The sequence below is a fragment of the Ponticoccus sp. (in: a-proteobacteria) genome (assembly GCF_048381735.1).
In genome coordinates this window covers 116,362-134,152 of sequence record NZ_JBLXGL010000008.1, presented here as the reverse complement: position 1 = coordinate 134,152, position 17,791 = coordinate 116,362, and the positions used below count along the sequence as shown (strand labels likewise).

At 67.9% G+C, this 17,791-nt stretch carries 15 protein-coding genes; 7 read left to right on the top strand and 8 right to left on the bottom strand.

What is annotated here, in order from left to right; translation table 11 throughout:
- Positions 1 to 105: 105 nt before the first annotated feature.
- A complete protein-coding gene (tal, locus tag ACN5KJ_RS14580; RefSeq protein WP_418594768.1) occupies positions 106 to 1,050 on the bottom strand; it encodes a transaldolase in 945 nt (314 codons plus the stop codon).
- Between the two features lie 242 nt (positions 1,051 to 1,292).
- Between tal and ACN5KJ_RS14575 the strand changes: the two genes are divergently transcribed.
- The 3 genes from ACN5KJ_RS14575 (at position 1,293) to ACN5KJ_RS14565 (ending at position 3,844) form a co-directional block, all read left to right on the top strand.
- Positions 1,293 to 2,024, top strand: coding sequence for a PIG-L deacetylase family protein (locus ACN5KJ_RS14575; RefSeq protein WP_347165969.1), 732 nt, complete (start codon positions 1,293 to 1,295; stop codon positions 2,022 to 2,024).
- Between the two features lie 79 nt (positions 2,025 to 2,103).
- Positions 2,104 to 2,775, top strand: coding sequence for a 4-carboxy-4-hydroxy-2-oxoadipate aldolase/oxaloacetate decarboxylase (locus ACN5KJ_RS14570; RefSeq protein ID WP_418594767.1), 672 nt, complete (start codon positions 2,104 to 2,106; stop codon positions 2,773 to 2,775).
- A gap of 13 nt (positions 2,776 to 2,788) precedes the next feature.
- Complete coding sequence (locus ACN5KJ_RS14565) at positions 2,789 to 3,844, top strand: 4-oxalomesaconate tautomerase (RefSeq protein ID WP_418594766.1); 1,056 nt, start codon at positions 2,789 to 2,791, stop codon at positions 3,842 to 3,844.
- Between the two features lie 139 nt (positions 3,845 to 3,983).
- Here ACN5KJ_RS14565 and ACN5KJ_RS14560 read toward each other — a convergent pair whose 3' ends face one another.
- Complete coding sequence (locus ACN5KJ_RS14560) at positions 3,984 to 4,751, bottom strand: sulfite exporter TauE/SafE family protein (protein ID WP_418594765.1); 768 nt, start codon at positions 4,749 to 4,751, stop codon at positions 3,984 to 3,986.
- Between the two features lie 62 nt (positions 4,752 to 4,813).
- Here ACN5KJ_RS14560 and ACN5KJ_RS14555 point away from each other — a divergent pair, with 62 nt between their 5' ends.
- On the top strand, positions 4,814 to 5,755 hold the full coding sequence (locus ACN5KJ_RS14555) for a LysR family transcriptional regulator (RefSeq protein ID WP_347165973.1): 942 nt from the start codon (positions 4,814 to 4,816) through the stop codon (positions 5,753 to 5,755).
- Here the strand turns inward: ACN5KJ_RS14555 and ACN5KJ_RS14550 are convergent.
- From ACN5KJ_RS14550 to ACN5KJ_RS14525, 6 genes are all read right to left on the bottom strand, one after another.
- Positions 5,721 to 6,704 carry a D-2-hydroxyacid dehydrogenase family protein gene (locus ACN5KJ_RS14550; RefSeq protein WP_418594764.1) on the bottom strand — a complete coding sequence of 328 codons (984 nt, stop codon included), beginning with the start codon at positions 6,702 to 6,704 and terminating at the stop codon, positions 5,721 to 5,723. The two genes, ACN5KJ_RS14555 and ACN5KJ_RS14550, sit on opposite strands and share 35 nt — an antisense overlap.
- The gene (locus ACN5KJ_RS14545) at positions 6,701 to 8,377 is read right to left on the bottom strand and encodes a thiamine pyrophosphate-binding protein (RefSeq protein WP_418594763.1); all 1,677 of its coding nucleotides are present in this window, start codon (positions 8,375 to 8,377) and stop codon (positions 6,701 to 6,703) included. The genes ACN5KJ_RS14550 and ACN5KJ_RS14545 overlap by 4 nt, the downstream gene beginning before the upstream one ends.
- Positions 8,378 to 8,530: 153 nt before the next feature.
- On the bottom strand, positions 8,531 to 9,625 hold the full coding sequence (locus ACN5KJ_RS14540; RefSeq protein WP_347165976.1) for a 4-oxalomesaconate tautomerase: 1,095 nt from the start codon (positions 9,623 to 9,625) through the stop codon (positions 8,531 to 8,533).
- A 14-nt stretch (positions 9,626 to 9,639) separates the two neighbouring features.
- Positions 9,640 to 11,646 carry a tripartite tricarboxylate transporter permease gene (locus ACN5KJ_RS14535; RefSeq protein WP_418594762.1) on the bottom strand — a complete coding sequence of 669 codons (2,007 nt, stop codon included), beginning with the start codon at positions 11,644 to 11,646 and terminating at the stop codon, positions 9,640 to 9,642.
- Positions 11,647 to 11,727: 81 nt separating this feature from the next.
- The gene (locus tag ACN5KJ_RS14530; RefSeq protein WP_347165978.1) at positions 11,728 to 12,813 is read right to left on the bottom strand and encodes a tricarboxylate transporter; all 1,086 of its coding nucleotides are present in this window, start codon (positions 12,811 to 12,813) and stop codon (positions 11,728 to 11,730) included.
- Positions 12,814 to 12,956: 143 nt separating this feature from the next.
- Positions 12,957 to 14,000: an AbrB family transcriptional regulator gene (locus ACN5KJ_RS14525; RefSeq protein WP_418594761.1), complete on the bottom strand. Its 1,044-nt coding sequence runs from the start codon at positions 13,998 to 14,000 to the stop codon at positions 12,957 to 12,959.
- Positions 14,001 to 14,194: 194 nt separating this feature from the next.
- Here ACN5KJ_RS14525 and tcuA point away from each other — a divergent pair, with 194 nt between their 5' ends.
- Genes tcuA through ACN5KJ_RS14510 form a run of 3 tightly spaced genes read left to right on the top strand, consistent with a single transcriptional unit; the run spans position 14,195 to position 17,755 of the window.
- Positions 14,195 to 15,595 carry an FAD-dependent tricarballylate dehydrogenase TcuA gene (gene tcuA / locus ACN5KJ_RS14520; protein ID WP_418594760.1) on the top strand — a complete coding sequence of 467 codons (1,401 nt, stop codon included), beginning with the start codon at positions 14,195 to 14,197 and terminating at the stop codon, positions 15,593 to 15,595.
- Entirely contained in the window at positions 15,585 to 16,688 is a 1,104-nt protein-coding gene (gene tcuB / locus ACN5KJ_RS14515; protein ID WP_418594759.1) for a tricarballylate utilization 4Fe-4S protein TcuB, read from the top strand. Before tcuA ends, tcuB begins: the two co-directional genes overlap by 11 nt.
- The gene (locus ACN5KJ_RS14510; RefSeq protein WP_418594758.1) at positions 16,685 to 17,755 is read left to right on the top strand and encodes an isocitrate/isopropylmalate dehydrogenase family protein; all 1,071 of its coding nucleotides are present in this window, start codon (positions 16,685 to 16,687) and stop codon (positions 17,753 to 17,755) included. The genes tcuB and ACN5KJ_RS14510 overlap by 4 nt, the downstream gene beginning before the upstream one ends.
- Positions 17,756 to 17,791: the final 36 nt, after the last annotated feature.

The following is a 17,791-nucleotide window of genomic DNA, read 5'->3' as shown; positions in this document are numbered from 1 at the left end:
CCCTTTGCGCATCGCCCCCTTCTTTGGTCCGAAAATACCTCGGAGAGCGCGAGAGGCAGCGCCTCTCGCACCTTCGAAGAAGGTCCCGATGCGCCGAGGGCGGCCTCAGCCCATCCGCTCGGAGACCAGCGCCTCCAGCTTCTTGTGATCGGCGTCGAAGTTGCGGATGCCCTCCGCCAGCTTCTCGGTCGCCATGGCGTCGGCGTTCATCTCCCAGCGGAAGGTCGCCTCGTCCATCTCGACCTTCGGCGCCCCGCTTGCCTTCTCCGGCGACAGCACGCGCGGCAGGTCGCCCGTGTCCTTCGCCAGCTCGTCCAGCAGCTTCGGCGAGATCGTCAGGTTGTCGCAGCCCGCCAGCGCCTTGATCTGGTCGATATTGCGGAAAGAGGCCCCCATGACCACCGTCCCGATGCCGTTCGACTTGTAGTAGTCGTAGATCCGGCGCACCGACTTCACGCCCGGATCCTCGTCCGGCGCATAGCTGTCGACACCTTCGGCCTTCTTGTACCAGTCGGTGATCCGGCCCACGAAGGGCGAGATCAGGTAGGCGCCCGCATCGGCACAGGCCACCGCCTGCGCCATGCTGAACAGCAGCGTCAGGTTGCAGTCGATGCCGTCCTTCTGCAGGATCTCGGCGGCGCGGATGCCCTCCCAGGTCGAGGCGAGCTTGATCAGGATGCGGTCCTTCTCGATGCCGCGCGCCTTGTAATCGGCAATGATGGCCCGGGCACGGGCGACAGAGGCCTCGGTGTCGAAGGACAGCCGCGCGTCCACCTCGGTGGAGACGCGTCCCGGCACCAGCGTCGTCAGCTCGGCGCCCACGGCGACGGTCAGGGTATCCACCACCTCGGCGGCGGATTTGCCCGCCTTGCGGCCCGCCTCGATCTCGCGCGCGATCAGCGCCTCCGAGGCCGGATCCTTGATGGCGTTCAGCACCAGCGAGGGGTTGGTGGTGCAGTCCACGGGCTGCCAGGTCTTCACCGCCGCCACCTCTCCGGTGTCGGCAACGACGGTGGTCATCTGGCGCAACTGATCGAGAACATTGGTCATGGCAACAGTCCTTCGCTGGGGCATGGGTCTTCGGGGGAATCTGGCCCTTGCCTGACAGGAAAGCGCCGATTGGTCAATGTCATGCCGTTAGCGATAACTTTCCCCAGCGTCAGTCGCCCGCGGGCCGCGCATGGCCCGAGCGGTGACTATAGCCATAACCTATGAACGGCGGATGGTTTTCTAATTGAACTGCCGCCCGCCACCATGAGACATATAGCCCAGACTTACCGAGGAGCTCCCCCATGTCCGCACCCAAGACGGCGCTTGTCCTGTCCGCCCATGCCGCCGATTTCGTCTGGCGCTGCGGGGGCGCCATCGCGCTGCACGCCGAAATGGGCTACGAGGTCACCGTGGCCTGCATGTCCTTCGGCGAACGCGGCGAAAGCGCCCGGCTGTGGAAAGAGGGCAAGACGCTGGACGAGGTCAAGGCGATCCGCCGGGCCGAAGCCGAGGCCGCCGCAGAGGCGCTTGGCGTGCACCGGTTGGAATGCTTCGACCTTGGCGACTACCCGCTGGAACTGGACCGTGACGACAAGGGCCGGCTGGTGGACCTGATCCGGCAGGTGCAGCCCGCCTTCATGCTCAGCCATTCGAAATACGACCCCTACAACACCGACCACATGTACATGACGCAGGTCGCGCTGGAGTGCCGGATGATCGCGCAGGCCTGGGGCCATAACCCGGGCGAGACGGTGCTGGGCGCGCCGCAGCTCTATCTGTTCGAGCCGCACCAGACCGAACAGATGGGCTGGAAGCCCGACACCTTCCTCGACATCACGCCGGTCTGGGAGAAGAAGCGCGCGGCGATGGAGGCGATGAACGGGCAGGTCCACCTGTGGGACTACTATACCCGCGTGGCCCAGCAGCGCGCCAACCACTTCAAGCGCAACTCGGGCGGCATGTCCGGCGGACGCGATTGCAAATATGCCGAGGGCTTCGAGTCCGTCTTCCCGCGCACCGTCGACGCCTTGTAAGCCGCAAGGGCCTTCGAAGGCCCTTGCAAGCGGTTTCCAAACCGCTTGCCCCCGACAGCCACAGCGCGAAGGAACCGCCATGCATATCGTCAGACAGACCATCGACCGCGCCGACCCCGCCGTCATCGAGGCCCTCGGCCGCGCCGGGGTGGCCACGGTCCACGAGGCACAGGGCCGCATCGGCTGCCTCGCCAGCCACATGCGCCCGATCTACGCGGGCGCGCAGGTGGCGGGCTCCGCCGTCACGATCTCGGCGCCCCCGGGCGACAACTGGATGGTCCACGTCGCCATCGAGCAGCTGCAGGAGGGCGACATCCTCGTGCTGGCCCCCACCTCGCCCTGCGACAACGGCTATTTCGGCGACCTGCTGGCCACCTCTGCCATGGCGCGCGGCTGCCGGGGTCTGGTGATCGACGCGGGTGTGCGCGACGTGCGCGACCTGACCGCCATGGGCTTTCCCGTCTGGTCCAGGGCCGTCAGCGCACAGGGCACCGTCAAGGAGACACCCGGCTCGGTCAACGTGCCGGTGGTCTGCGCCGGGCAGGCGATCGAGGCGGGCGACGTGATCGTCGCCGATGACGACGGGGTCTGCGTGGTCCGCCGCTCCGATGCCGCCGAGGTGCTGAGGAAGGCCGAGGCCCGCCTTGCCGCCGAGGACGCCAAGCGCGCGCGGCTGGCCGCCGGAGAGCTGGGCCTCGACATCTACGACATGCGCGGACGGCTGGCCGCGAAGGGCCTGAAATACGTCTGAACCGGAGGGTGACATGAGCGACGAGGGCATTCCCTGCCTCTGGATGCGCGGCGGGACCTCGAAGGGGGCCTGTTTCCTCGCCGCCGACCTGCCCGCCGATCCCGCCGCGCGGGACGCGCTGCTGCTGGAGATCATGGGCTCGCCCGATCCGACGCAGATCGACGGCATCGGCGGGGCGGACCCGCTGACCTCGAAGGTCGCGGTGCTGTCGCCCTCGACCCGGGCGGATGCGGATGTCGATTACCTCTTTCTGCAGGTCTTCGTCGATCAGGCGCTGGTCAGCGACAGGCAGGGCTGCGGCAATATCCTCGCCTGCGTCGGCCCGGCGGCGATCGAGCGCGGGCTGGTGGCGCCCTCGGGTGACGAAACCCCCGTGCGCATCCACATGCGCAACACCGGCGAGGTCGCGGTCGCACGCATCGCCACGCCCGGCGGGCGGGTGTCCTACCGGGGTCCGGCGCGCATCGACGGCGTGCCGGGCCACCATGCGCCGGTGCCGCTGATGTTCCAGAACATCGCCGGGTCGATGAGCGGCGCGCTCTTGCCCACCGGCAAGCCCGTGGACGTGATCGACGGCGTCGCCTGCACCCTGATCGACAACGGCATGCCCTGCGTGATCCTGAAGGCAGAGGACTTCGGCATCGACGGCAGCGAAAGCCGCGAGGCGCTGGAGGCCAACGAGACCCTGCACGCCCGGGTCGAGGCGATCCGCCTTCAGGCCGGGCCCCTGATGAACCTCGGCGACGTGGCCGACAGCACGGTGCCGAAAATGACGCTGGTCTCTGCCCCCCGCGCGGGCGGCGTGATCGGCACGCGCAGCTTCATCCCGCACCGCTGCCACGCGACCATCGGCGTCTTTGCCGCCGTCTCGGTGGCGACGGCCTGCACGCTGCCCGGCTCTCCGGCGGCGGCGGTCTGCGTGCTGCCCGAGGGTGAGAGCTTTGCCGTGGAACACCCGACCGGCGCCGCCGAGGTGCTGCTGGAGCGGGACGCAACCGGCGCCGTCACCCGCGCGGGCACCCTGCGCACCGCGCGCAAGCTGTTCGACGGGCGCGTCTTTCCGCGCTGAACGGCCCGGGGCCGCAAGCGGCCTCGCAGAACGCCCTGCCCGCGATGTCATCCGCTCTGGCGATGCGCTTGGACGCGCCTGCCCCGCTGCCGCCCCCTGCCCCGTCAGCCCGTCAGCGGTCAGCCTTCCCGCGGGACCGTCAGCGCCCGGACCACAGGTCCGTCACGCCGGCGTAGATCAGCCGCGCCGAGAGCAGCAGAAGCACCGTGTCCAGCGCATAGCGGAAGCGCCTGTCGTCGATGCGGTGCAAGAGTTGCAGGCCCACGGTGGTCCCGGCAAAGCCCGCCAGCATCATCGCGACGATAAAGGGCCACCACTCGGCAAAGGCAAAGCCCAGCAGGCCGAAGGTCACGCTTTTGACCCCGTGCTGCACGGTCATCAGCGTGGCATGGGTGGCGACATGGGCGTGGCGCGGCAGCTCTTGCGACTTGGTGTAGGTGGCCACGAACAGCCCCGTCGCGCCGAAGAACATGGTCAGGAAGCTCGATACCGCGCCCACCAGCAGCGGCCAGTCGCGCACCCCGCGCGGCGGCCTGCCCAGCACCGACCACATGACAAAGGCGCCGATGCCGATCTGCACCCATGCGGCGGGCAGGTTCACCACCACCGCGCCGCCCGCAAGCGCGCCCACCAGAGAGCCCAGCGTGAACATCGGCAGGGCGGGCCAGAAGATGTAGCGGAAGGTCATCGCCGCCCGCCCGAGGTTCGACGCCACCTGGATCACCCCATGCGTGGGGATCAGCGCAGAGACCGGCACCAGCGTCGCCATGACCGCCAGAAGCAGGCCGCCGCCGCCGATGCCGAAGGCCACGGTGATCAGCGACCCGAGGAAGCTGGTGGAGATCAGCGCGAGGAAGACGAGATCCGTCATGCCCTCGGGCAGCAGCAGGTCCGGTATGGCGATCAACGGTTTGCCTCCCTCGGGGCTTGGGATAGGGTCCGCGCGCAATAAGCGAAAGGGCCCTGTCGATGCGGGTGGATTATCTGGGGCTCGAAGCCTTCGTGGCGATTGCCGACTACGGGTCGTTCCAGCGCGCGGCAGAGGCGCTGCACCTCAGTCAGGCGGCGCTGAGCCACCGTCTGCGCAAGATCGAGGACGACCTCGGCAATGTCCTGCTGACCCGGTCGAGCCGCGAGGTGTCCCTGACCGCGCTGGGTCAGGGCCTGCTGCCCGAGGCCCGGCGCCTCTTGAAGGAATTGCAGGACACCTATGAAAGCGTGCGCGCGGGGGCCCAGCGGCAGGCCAAGCGGCTGTCCTTTGCCTGCCTGCCCTCGATCGCCAACACGATCCTGCCCGCCGTGCTCTCCGACCTGATGGCGGAACGCCCCGACATGGGGTTCCACATCCTCGACATCCCGGTCACGCGCATTGCCGAGACGGTACGCAGCGGCAAGGCCGAATTCGGCATCACCATCGTCTCGGCGGAACTGTCGGACCTGCGCCTGCGGCCGCTTTTCGTCGAGGACTACGTGCTTTTCGTGCGCCGCGACCACCCGTTGGCGCAGAAGGGGAGCGTGGCGCTGACCGACCTGCTGGGCGTGCCCATGGCGCGGATCTTCTCGCAGTCGCGCAACCGGCAATTGCTGGACGTGGCGATGGGCGAGATGAAGGACAAGATCCGCTGGCACTTCGAGGTGCAGAACGCGATCATGGCGATGCGGCTGGTGAACGCGGGCGCGGCGCTGACGATCCTGCCGCGCTCCTCGATCACCATGGCCCCGGCGGACCTTGTGGCCGTGCCCTTCGAGGGCATCCGGCTGGACCGCACCATCGGCATCGTCTCGCGCCGGGCGGTGCCGCTGTCGACCAATGCGACAGAGACCCTTGCCCGGATCGAGGCGGAGCTTCTGAACCGCTTCGCCGATCATCTGGAATTCAACACCGAGCCCCAGTCCAGACCCCGGGGTTGATCATGTGGATCGGCGTCCCGTCGGCATAGGCATTGATCTGGTCGTAGATGTCGGCGAATTGCAGGTCCAGCTCGTCCTCGGTGACGTAGCCGATATGCGGCGTGCCGATCACCGCAGGATGATTGACCAGCGGGTCGGCGGCATCGGTCAGGGGTTCCCTGTCGAAGACGTCCAGCGCAAGGCGCCCGGGGCGGCCCGCCGCCAGCGCCTGTTCCAGCGCGCCCTTGGCCACGAGGCCGGAGCGCGCGGTGTTCACGAAGCTGGCCGAGGGCTTCATGGCCAGCAGGTCTTCGGCGGTGACGATGCCGCGCGTCTCGGGCTTCAGCCGGACGTGGACAGAGACGAAATCCGCCTCTGCAAAGAAGGCGTGGCGGCTGTCGGCGACGGTCTCTCCGTCCGCCTTGGCGCGGGCCCGGCCCGCCTCGGAGGCCCACCAGACCACCCGCATCCCGAAGGCGCGCGCGTAGCCCGCGACCTGCCTGGCGATGCGCCCGTAGCCGTAAAGGCCCAGTGTCCGCCCCGCCAGCGTCTGGCCAACGCCCATCTGCCAGCGCCCGGCCTGCAAAGAGGCCATCTGCTGCGGGATCTGCCGCGCCGAGGACAGGATCAGCGCGAAGGTCAGTTCCGCCGCCGCGATGGAGGGCGTGTCGGAATGCATGTTAGAACACAGCAGCACGCCGTTCGCGGTGCAGGCAGGCACGTCCACATGCGGGTAGACGCTGCGCTGGGAAATCAGGCGCAGGTTCGGCAGCCGCTCCAGCAGCGGCGCGGTGATGGCCGTGCGCTCTCGGAACAGCACAAGGCAGTCGGCGGGGGCAAGGCGCTCTGCCAGCGTATCGACGTCTTCGCTGTGGTCGATCCAGACGGTGACGTCATGGCCCTTCAGCAGGTCGAAGCTGGGCAGGGTCCGAAGGGTGTCGAACCAGTCGTCGAGGATATGGATCTTCATAGCAGCTCCGTGATGTCTACCGGGTGTTCGGTGCCGATGTGGCCGCCCGGATGGGCGCGGCGCACAACCGGGTTGGCGACCTTGTCGGAGATCGGGAAGTCCCAGACCGCAAGGCCGCCCCTGTAGCCCGCCACGAGGTCGGGCAGCGCCGAGAGGTCGTCGACGCGCGCGCCCTCTCCGCCAAAACCGCGGGCGATGGCGCCAAGGTCGACATGGCCGAAGACAGCACCCTCGGTCGACAGGCCCTCGTCGCGCAGCTTGTGGATTTCAGAGCCATAGGCGCCGTCGTTCAGTACGCAGACCACGATGTTCAGCCCGTGGCGGCGCATGGTTTCCAGCTCTTGCACATGCATCAGAAGGCTGCCGTCTCCGTCCAGCAGCACCACCGTCTCGCCCGGGCGCGCGGCGGCGACGCCCATGGCGTAGGAGGTGCCGTTGCCGATGGCGCCGAACTCGCGGATCGTCAGGAATTTCTCGAAGGGGCGGCGCATATGGGCGAAGTAGAAGGAGCAATGCCCCGAGGAATTGACCATCTGCCAGTCGCCGGGTAGCGCCGCGTCCAGCGCGCTGACCACCTCGCGCGGGTCGAGAAGCCCCGCCTCGGGCGGGAAGCTACAGGTGTCAGAGGGCGCCCCGGAGATGCGGCGCGCCATGGCCTCGGTGCGCCAGCCGGCTTGCGGCGGCAGGCGGTCGAGCAGCACCTCGACGCTCAGCTTCGCATCGCCGCGCAGGTGGTCGGTGGCCACGGCAAGGCCCTGGTTCATGGCACGCATGGCGGTGTCGATCTGCAACACGCGCGCTTTGGGGAACAGCTTGCCCTTGTCCATATTGTGCTGCGTCAGGCTGCACCCGACGGCGATCACCAGATCGGCTTCGGCAAAACAGGCGCGGGCGAAGGTGCTGCTGAAGCCGCCGCAGACCCCCATGTCGAAGGCATCGCCGTGAAAGGTCCCGCGCGCGGGCAGCGAGGTCGTGACCACCGCGCCGATGTGCTCTGCCAGCGCACGGCAGGCCCCGGCGGCGCCAGAGGCCTCGGCCCCCAGACCGCCCAGCACGACGATGCGCTTGGCGCCCGCGATCAGGCCGCAGGCCCTGGTCACGTCTTCGGGGTGCGGCGGCATCGGCGCGGGGCGCGGCGCCAGATCGCGCGAGGGCATCGGCTGTTTCAGCGTTTCGGGCGCGATCTGGCCCTGAAGGTCGAAGGGCACGCCAACCACCACCGGGCGCCGGGTCTCGCGCGCCTCGACAAAGGCATCGCGGATGGCGGCGGGCATCCGGGCCACATGGTGCAGGCTGTGGTAGCTGGCGCCGGTCGCCTCGACAAAGGGCGCCTGATCGATGGCTTGATTGTACCAGGCGGCCCCCAGCGGCGCCTCTCCGGCGAAGATCACCAGCGGGATGCCGGCGCGCACGGCGGCGGGCAGCGCGGTCAGCACCTGCGTCAGCCCCGGCCCGCAGGTCACGGTGGCCACCCCGATCCTGCCGGACTTGCGGGCATAGGCGGTGGCCGCCGCGACGGCGCAATGTTCGTGCCGGACGTAGACCATCGACGTCCCCAGCCCCGCCAGCGCCGTGGCCCAGTTCATATTGGCATCGCCAAGAAGGGCAAAGCAGGTCTCGACCTGCTCATTCGCGACAGTCTCTGCAAGGTGTTCGAATACATGTCTGGTCACGGGCATCTCCTCTCTCGTCGCGCCCCCGTCAGCGGAACGCTCGCGACACGCCCGACCGCCCCTGCGGGCCGCCGCCTCCGGCGTGTCGCCATCTGTATCCCCGAGTATACAATTACCCGAGGCAAGAGAAAGCCCGCCGAAGCGGGCTTTGCATCATTCTGCGGCGAAAACCCGGGTCGGCACCATGACCTCGCCCCGGGCAATCAGGCGCGCGGTGCGCTCCAGCCCGGCGGATTTGATCTGCGGGCCCTCGGGGGTGGCGTCGAAGTCGATCAGCACGTCCAGCAGCCCGGCGGGATGTTCGACCTGCACCAGAAGCGGCGCATCGCCATCCACGCCCTGCGCAAGGCCGTCGGCCACGGTGCCCGGGGTGATCGCGCAGGCGGCGATGCACTGGCCGCCGGTCACCGCCATCGAGGGGTGGCAGGCCCAGGGCATGAAGTAGCGCGAGCCGATGGTGCCGCCCTGCGAAGGCTTGGCAAGAATCGCGATCTTCGGCGTCACGGACTTGGACACGTCGCCAAGGCCCATCAGTTCGCCCGCCTTCAGGCGGATCGCCTCGGCGCGCTCGAAGAAGGCGGTGTTGGCGTCGAGCTCGGCGGCGGTCTCGGTGGCGGTCAGGCCGAAATCCTCGGCCCGGGCCATCATCACCGGCATGGCGACGTCCATGCAGGTGACCTCGACCCCGTCGATCACGTCGATCTTGTTGCCGGTCGGGAACAGGGCGCCTGTGACCGAGCCTACGGTGCCCATGAAGGCCAGCCGCACCGGAGCGGCGGTGCCGGGCACACCGGCAATCGCGGTCTCGCCCTCGTAGCTGACGGCGCCCTCGGGGGTCTGGATCACCGCCTCGATCACCGCGCCGGTATTGACCGCGTGGATGCGCACGATGGTTTCCGGCCCGGTGATCGGCACGAGGCCCATCTCGAGCGCGGCGGGGCCGACACCGCACAGGATATTGCCGCAGGTCGGCTTGAAGTCGACCTCTTCCTTCTCGACCGCGACCTGCGCGAAGAAATAGTCGACGTCGCAGTCGTCACGCTCGGACTTGGACAGCATGGCGACCTTGGTGGTCACCGCATTGCCGCCGCCGATGCCGTCGATATTCAGCGGATGGCCCGCGCCGACGGCGGCAATCAGCACCCGGGCAAGGTGGTCGCGGTCCTGCGGCAGGTCCTCGCGGCGGAAGTAGGGCCCACGCGACGTGCCGCCGCGCAGGAACAGGTAGGGAATGCCGGTCTGGGACATGGTTATCGAAAACCTCAGGTAAAGGGCCAGGGCAGGTCGATCAGCGTCTGCAGGTAGCCCGGCGGGAAGTCACGCCCGAGGATGGCCGCAAGACCCATGATGAAGGCCAGCCCGATTGCGGTGGAGAGGATGGTGGTCTTCCAGCCGAACCGACCGCGGCTGCGGAAGAAGGCGACAAGGAAGAGCACCAGCGCGATGATGTAGCCGAAGACAAAGGTCATCACGACCAGAGAGGCGAACCAGGCCAGCGTCGTCCACAGCCCGTGCGGCGCCTCGCCGTCCTCGCCCTTTTCAAGGTCGATGAAGACGTCGTCGGTGGCCGGTTTCACCGCCATGCGGATCAGCAGCACCACGGCACCGAGAAGGGTCACGAGGCCCACGGTCAGCGGGAAGATCTTGTCCTGCAGGCGGCCGACACCCCAGGCGTCGAAGATCGACACCACGAGGTACAGCGTGATCGCGCCAAGGAAGATCGCCGGCGCGGTCTTGGACACGGCGGGCGCGTCCATGTTCTCGCGGATGTTCTTCGAGGCGCGGATGCCGACGACCACCGAGATGACGGTCAGGATCAGCAGGCCGATGGTGATGGGCGACAGGATGTAATCCCAGCCCGCCTCTGCCGAGCGCCGGAAGCGCGCCCCGGCGATCTGCACCGCCTGGTTGACGAAGATCTCCGTCTGCGTCGACAGCACGAAGCCGATCAGGAAGGCGGGCCGCGAGTAGTCGAAGCGGCGCAGCAGGATGCCGAAGATGCCGATGGCCACCAGCGCCGCGAGGTCCAGCGCCGACTGGCGCGACTGGAAGGCCGCGAAGCCGATCAGCATGAAGAGGAAGGGCGCGAGGATGGTGAAGCGGATCGTCGTCAGCCGGGCGATCTGGTTCGACAGCAGGATGCAGAGCCCGGCGCCGAAGATGTTGGCCAGCGCCAGCGACCAGACGATGGTATAGGTGATGTCGAGGTTGTTGCGGACCATCTGCGGCCCGGGCGTCATGTTCAGCAGCGCGAGGCCGCCGAGGAAGATCGCCATGGACCCTGACCCGGGGATGCCGAAGATCAGCGTCGGCACGAGGCCCCCGCCTTCCTTGGCGTTGTTGGAGGATTCCGGCGCGATGACGCCGCGGATGTCGCCCTTGCCGAACATCGACCGGTCCTTGGCGGTCTGCACGGCGGAGCCATAGGCCAGCCAGTCCACGACCGATCCGCCGAGGCCGGGAATGATGCCGACAACCACGCCGATCACGGCGCAGCGCAGCGACAGCCACTTGTTGCGCCACCAGTCGCTGACGCCCTGCGACCAGCCGTCGCCCAGCGAACCGCCCTCTGCAATCGGGCGGTCCCGGCGCAGCAGCGAGGTGATTTCCGGGATCGCGTAGATGCCGAGGCCCACGATGACCAGTTGCAGCCCGTCCACGAGATACGGCAGCTCATAGCTCGACATGCGCAGCGACCCGCCCGCCGGGGCAGAGCCGACGGTGCCGACCATCACGCCAAGCCCGGCGGCGACGACACCCTTCAGCGGCACGCGGCCCGCAAGGATCGCCACGACCGACAGGCCCAGCACGGTGATCATCAGCATCTCGGGCAGGCCGAAGGCAAGGATCAGCGGGCGCGCGGCCAGAATGATGAAGGTCAGGATGAAGGCGCCGAAGAGGCCACCGAACAGCGACGAGGTGAAGGCCGCCGAAAGCGCCCGCGCCGCGTGGCCTTGTTTCGCCAGCGGAAAGCCGTCCAGCACGGTGGCCTGGCTGGCGGAAGAGCCGGGAATGCCCAGCAGCACCGAGGAGAAGGTGTCCGAGGTCGGGATGACCGCGATCAGGCCGACCATCAGGGCAAGGCCCGCGACCGGGTCCATGCCGTACATGAAGGGCAGGACAAGGGCGAGCCCGGCGATGCCGCCAAGCCCGGGAAGAACGCCGATGGAGAGACCGAGAAGCACGCCTCCGAGAAGGTACATGATCTGGGCTGGCTGGAAGATGAGGGCAAAGGCCTCTCCCAGCTCGGGCAGGGCTTGCGCGAACATGGCTGTCTCCGTTCGGCTGGAATTGGGAAAATCCCGTCCGGCACGCGGGCCGGACGGGACGAGGTGTCCCGGAGGACGGGGTTACTGGACGGAGATGCCGTAGTCTTCCATCAGCCAGTCAAGCACGTACTGCTTGGCCTCGTCAGAGATCGAGGTCGCCTGACGCGTCGCTTCGACAGCGGCGGCACCGGTCATCTGCGGGTAGACGCCCAGCGTGGTCTCTGCCTCTTCGGCGAAGCCCTCTGCGCTGACCACCGCCTTGGCGGCGGCGACATAGGCGTCATAGACCTCCTGGCTGGCCGACTGCGGCAGGAAGATCGTCTTCTGGTTGGCGAAGCCCGCCACGAAGAAGGCCTTCCACGCGTCCCATGCCACACCCGAGGTTTCGCAGCCCTCGGTGGCCTCGCAGACCTCCTTGAAGGTCGGCATGTCCGGGAAGGTCGGGTCGCGCACGATCACACCTTCCTCGTCCAGCGCACCCCAGGTGAAGATCGGCACCGCAAGGCCGTCATCCACCAGCGGCTGCACGTTGGCGAGATAGGCCGAGGAGGTCTGATAGTCGATATTGGCTTCGCCGCGCTCGAACATCAGGCGGCCGTCGCCGCGCCCCTCGACGCCGAAGACCGGATCGACCTGCATGCCAAGCATCTTGAACGCCAGCAGCGGAACCAGGTCCAGCGTCGTCGCGCCCTGCGAACCGTAGAGGTAGAAGGGATCCTTCAGGTCGTCCATGTCGCCGTCGAACTTCTCGCCCAGATCCGGCGGAAGGTAGACCACGCCACCGGTGGCCGAGGCCACGACCGGCTGCCATTCCTCGTACTTGTAGCGAACCCGCGGGTCGCCCAGCAGGTAGGGGAACTTGGTGGAACCGGAATCGCCGAAGAGCAGCAGGCCGTCACCTTCATCCTGCTGGCTCTGGAACCAGTTGGCACCCTCGGTCGAACCGGCGCCGGGACGGTAGCGCACCACCATGGTCGGGCTGCCGGGCAGCGCCGCCGCCAGCTTGGGCGCGTAGAAGTTCGCCCATTTCGCCGAACCGCCGGATTCCGAGAAGGGGATCACGTATTCGATGGTCTTGCCTTCGTAGGATTGCGCATGCACCGCCGACGCGGACGCGACCGCACCTGCCGCAAAGGCCGCGGTCGACAGAATCGAAGAAAGTTTCATGGATGTCCTCCCGTTGTTCATCCGCCCGGAACGTCGGTCAACTGTACAGCGAACCGACACAACCGGGCTGCCTGTTGAAAATGTCACCCGGCGCCAAGTTAATCAAACTCATTTATGGAATGGTCTGATGCAGAATATTCATTCTACCCTGGCGTGTCGCCGCCCCTTCCACGCACCTTGAAGAACGCCGCGAAGATCGGTGCGCCAAGAATGACGAGCACGATCCGCGTCAGGTGATGGACCACGATAAAGCCGAGGTCGGCGCCCGCCACGATGGCCAGCACGGTCATTTCGGCCTGCCCGCCCGGCGCGAAGGACAAAAAGCCCTCGACCGGATTGGCGAAACCAAGCACGACCACGATCTCTGTCACCATGACGGTGAGCACGGCAAGGATGCCGACGAAGGCGATGCCCGCCAGCACGTCCTTACGGATCTCGAGCAGCGTCACGCCGACGTAGCCCACGCCGATCCCGATGCCGATGAAGTACTGCGCGGCGACGATGGCCTCGCGCGGGGGGCGGTGTTCGATCACGCCCGACAGCGACAGCACCGCCGTCACGATCATCGGCCCGAGGATGCTGGCCCCGAAGAGGCCGATGCGCTCCCCGCCCTTCCAGCCGATCAGCGCCGCCGCCACCATGACCGCCAGCTCGACGACGGGAAGATCCGCCGCCGGGGCGCCGATGGGCTGGATCAGCGGCCGGTCGAACAGCTGTGTCAGCACGATGGGCGCGATGGTGACGATGATCAGCACCCGCGTCGCGTGGATCAGCGACAGCGCCCGCACGTCCGCCCCCGCCTCTTGCCCGAAGACAACCATGTCCTGCAGCCCGCCGGGCATCGCGGCATAGTAAGAGGTCGGCAGGTCGAAGCCGCAGATGCGGTGGAAGTAGGGCACCCCGACAAGCCCGATCACCGCGACATAGAGCGGCACGAACATCACCGATGCCATCATGTTCGGGATCTGGTGGACCACCTCCGGGGTGATCGAGGCCCCCACCGCGACGCCGAGGATCGTCCGCGCGCCCTTGGAAATCGGCCCCACCCCTTTCAGCGGCGCGCCCAGCAGCGCCGCCAGCAGGCAGGCCGTCATCGGACCGAAGAGAAAGGGCAGCGGCAAGGACAGCGACCAGAAAAACAGCGTTCCGGCACCGGCAATGGCCAGCGTCCCAAGCCAATGGGCCATCGGGGTAAAGCGGGGGGAAGGTGTGTCTTGACGCATTTGTATCCAAGTGTATTCTATCGGATGCAGAAAGGGAACAGGAATCTTACGGCACCGCCGCCCCTGCCCCGTCACGACGGACCACAGCCGCCACGAGGCGGCAAGGACGAAGGGGCCAGCCGCGGAACCCCGCAAAGGCCAGCACCCGGAGGAATGGAATGAACGCTACACAGGCAGCCGCGCGCGCGTGGGATGTCGTCATTGCAGGGGGCGGCAATGCCGCGCTCTGCGCCGCCATCGAAGCCGCCGAGACGGGGGCCAGCGTGCTGATCCTCGAAGGCGCGCCCAAGGCATACCGGGGCGGCAACTCGCGCCACACCCGCAACTTTCGCTGCATGCACCACGGCGCGCTCGGCCCGCTGGTGGAAACCTACGACGAAGAGGAGTTCTACGACGACCTCCTGCGCGTCACCAAGGGAGAGACCGACGAGGGCCTTGCCCGCATGGCGATCCGCTACTCGCAGGACTGCCTGCCGTGGATGCAGGACCACGGCGTGCGCTTCCAGAAATCGCTGTCGGGCACGCTGTCGCTGGACCGGACCAATGCCTTCTTCCTCGGCGGCGGCAAGGCGCTGGTGAATGCCTACTACCTGACCGCGCAGGACCTGGGCGTGCAGGTGCTCTATGAGGCGCAAGTGAAACACATCGGCATCGAGGGCCGCGCGGCGACCCATGTCGAGGTCGAGGCCGAGGGCGCCCTGCACAGCATCAAGGCCCGCGCGGTGGTGCTGGCCTCCGGCGGCTTCCAGTCGGACATCGACTGGCTGGCCCGCGCCTGGGGCGAAGCGGCGCGCAACTTCCTGATCCGCGGCACGCCCTACAACCGCGGCGTCGTGCTGAAGGACATGATCGACCAGGGCGCGCAATCCGTGGGCGACCCGACGCAATGCCACGCCGTCGCCATCGACGGTCGCGCGCCGAAATACGACGGCGGCATCGCCACACGGCTCGACTGCGTGCCCTTCTCGGTTGTGGTGAACAAGAACGGCGAACGCTTCTACGACGAGGGCGAGGACGTCTGGCCCAAGCGCTACGCGATCTGGGGGCGGCTGGTGGCCGCGCAGCCCGATCAGGTGGCCTATTCGATCATCGACAGCCGGTCGATCGACCTCTTCATGCCCTCGGTCTACCCGCCCTTCTCCGCCGATACGCTGGAGGGGCTGGCGCAGAAGCTGGACCTGCCGGTGGACCGGCTGACAGCCACCGTCGAGGCCTTCAACGCCGGTTGCCGCGACGGGGCCTTCCACCCGCAGCAACTGGACGGGCTGGCGACCGAGGGGGTCGAGCCGCCCAAGACCAACTGGGCGCGCGCCATCGCGGAACCGCCCTTCTACGCCTATTCCCTGCGCCCCGGCGTGACCTTCACCTACCTCGGCCTGAAGGTCGATCAGCGGGCGCGGGTCTCGGGGGCCGAGGGGCAATATGACAACATCTGGAGCGCGGGCGAGATGATGGCCGGTTCGATCCTGGGCCAGGGCTACCTGGCCGGATTCGGCATGACCATCGGCACCGTCTTCGGCCGCATCGCTGGACAGGAGGCTGCCAAACATGTCGCTTGACGTGACCCTGCAAACCGACCCCGAGCTGATCTCGGACGATCCGATCACCGAGGCCCGCCGCCAGGTCGAGATCTGCAACGCCTGCCGCTACTGCGAGGGCTTCTGTTCGGTCTTTCCCGCCATCACCCGCGAGAAGGTCTTTGCCGACGGGGACATCACCCAGCTGGCCAACCTCTGCCACAACTGCCGGGGCTGCTATTACGCCTGCCAGTACACAGAACCCAACGAATGGGCGCTGAACCTGCCGCGCGCGCTGGCCGATGCCCGCGTCGACAGCTGGGAGCGGCTGGCCTGGCCCGGCGGGCTGGCACGGCTGTTCCAGCGCAGCGGCCCGGCGGTGGCGGGCGCGCTGGCGGTGGGGTTCGCGCTGATGATCCTCGCGGTCACCGCCCTGCCCGGCGATGGCGAAGGCTTCTACGCCTACCTCTCGCACAACGCCATGGTGGCGATCTTCCTGCCCGCCTTCCTCTTCCCGCTTCTGTCGATCGCCGTCTCGATCCGGCGCTACTGGCGCGAAGTCGGCGGCGGGCGCGTCACATGGGGCATGATCCGCGAGGCGGGCGCCTCGGCGGCGCGGATGAAGAACCTCGACGGCGGGCAGGGACAGGGCTGCAACTTCGAGAAGGAAGACCGCTTCTCGAACGGGCGCCGCCATGTGCATCAGGCGATCATGTACGGGTTCCTGCTGTGCTTCGCCTCGACCTCGACCGCGACCATCATGCACTATGTCTTCGGGATGCAGGCGCCCTATGGCTTCTTCTCGCTGCCGAAGCTGCTGGGCGTGTCCGGCGGGCTGCTTCTGGTCGTGGGCTGCATCGGCATGGTGATGCTGAAGCGCAAGGCCGATCCGAACCTTGGCGCCCCCGCACGCGAAAGCGGCGCCGCCGCCTTCATCTGGCTGCTGGGCTTCGTCGGGCTGACCGGGCTGGTGCTTTACGCCGTGCGCGGCACCGGGCTGACCGGGCCGCTTCTGGCGGTGCATCTGGGCGCGGTGCTGGCCTTCTTCCTGCTGACGCCGTTTTCCAAGATGGCGCATGGCTTCTACCGCTTCACCGCGCTGGTGAAGGACGCGGGCGACAGGGGGTTCAAATGACCACGATCCTGACACTGGACGGCGACGGCATCGGCCCGGAAATCACGGCAGCCACCCGCGCCGTGATGGAGGCCGCCGACAGGCGCTTCGCCCTCGGCCTGCACATCGAGCGCGCCGAGATCGGCTTTGCCGCGCTGAAGGCTTCGGGGACGACCATCCCCGAGGCGGTGATCAAGGCGGCGCTGGCGGCGGATGGCGTGGTGCTGGGGCCGGTCTCGCACAACGATTACCCGCCGGTGGCCGAAGGCGGGCTGAACCCCTCGGGCGTGCTGCGCAAGCGGCTGGACCTCTTCGCCAACATCCGCCCCGCCAAGACGCCCCCGGGCGCCTCGGGCGCGACCGGCAAGCCGGTCGATCTGGTGACGGTGCGCGAGAACACCGAGGGCTTCTACGCCGACCGCAACATGGCCGAGGGCTCGGGCGAGCTCTTGCCCGACGCCGACATGGCGCTGGCGGTGCGCAAGGTCACCCGCCGCGCCTCGCGCCGGATCGCCGAGGCCGCCTTTGCGCTGGCCCTGACGCGCGAGGCGCGCCACGTCACGGCGGTGCACAAGGCCAATGTGCTGCGGGTCTCGGACGGGCTGTTCCTGGAAGAGGTGCGGGCGGTGGCGGCGCAGCACCCCGGCGTGGCCTATGACGAGGTGCTGGTGGACGCGATGGCCGCGCATCTGGTGCGCGACGCCGGGCGCTACGACGTGATCTGCACGACCAATATGTATGGCGACATCCTGTCCGACCTCGCGGCGGAACTGGCGGGCGGGCTGGGCCTCGCGGCCTCGCTGAACGCGGGCGAGACGCATGCCATGGCACAGGCGCAGCACGGCTCGGCCCCCGACATCGCGGGCACCGGGCGGGCCAATCCGGCCTCTCTGGTGGGTTCGGTCGCAATGCTTTTCGACTGGCTGGCGGGGCGCAAGGACACTGCCGCCTTCAGCGAGGCCGCGCAGGCGATCCGCGCGGGGCTGGACGCGGCGCTTGCCAGCCCGGACACCTGCACCCCGGATCAGGGCGGCCGCGCCGACACCGCCGCCATGGGCGCGGCAATCGCACGGCATGTGACCGGCTGATGCAAAAGGAAAGGCCCTGTGAAGGGCCTTTCGAAA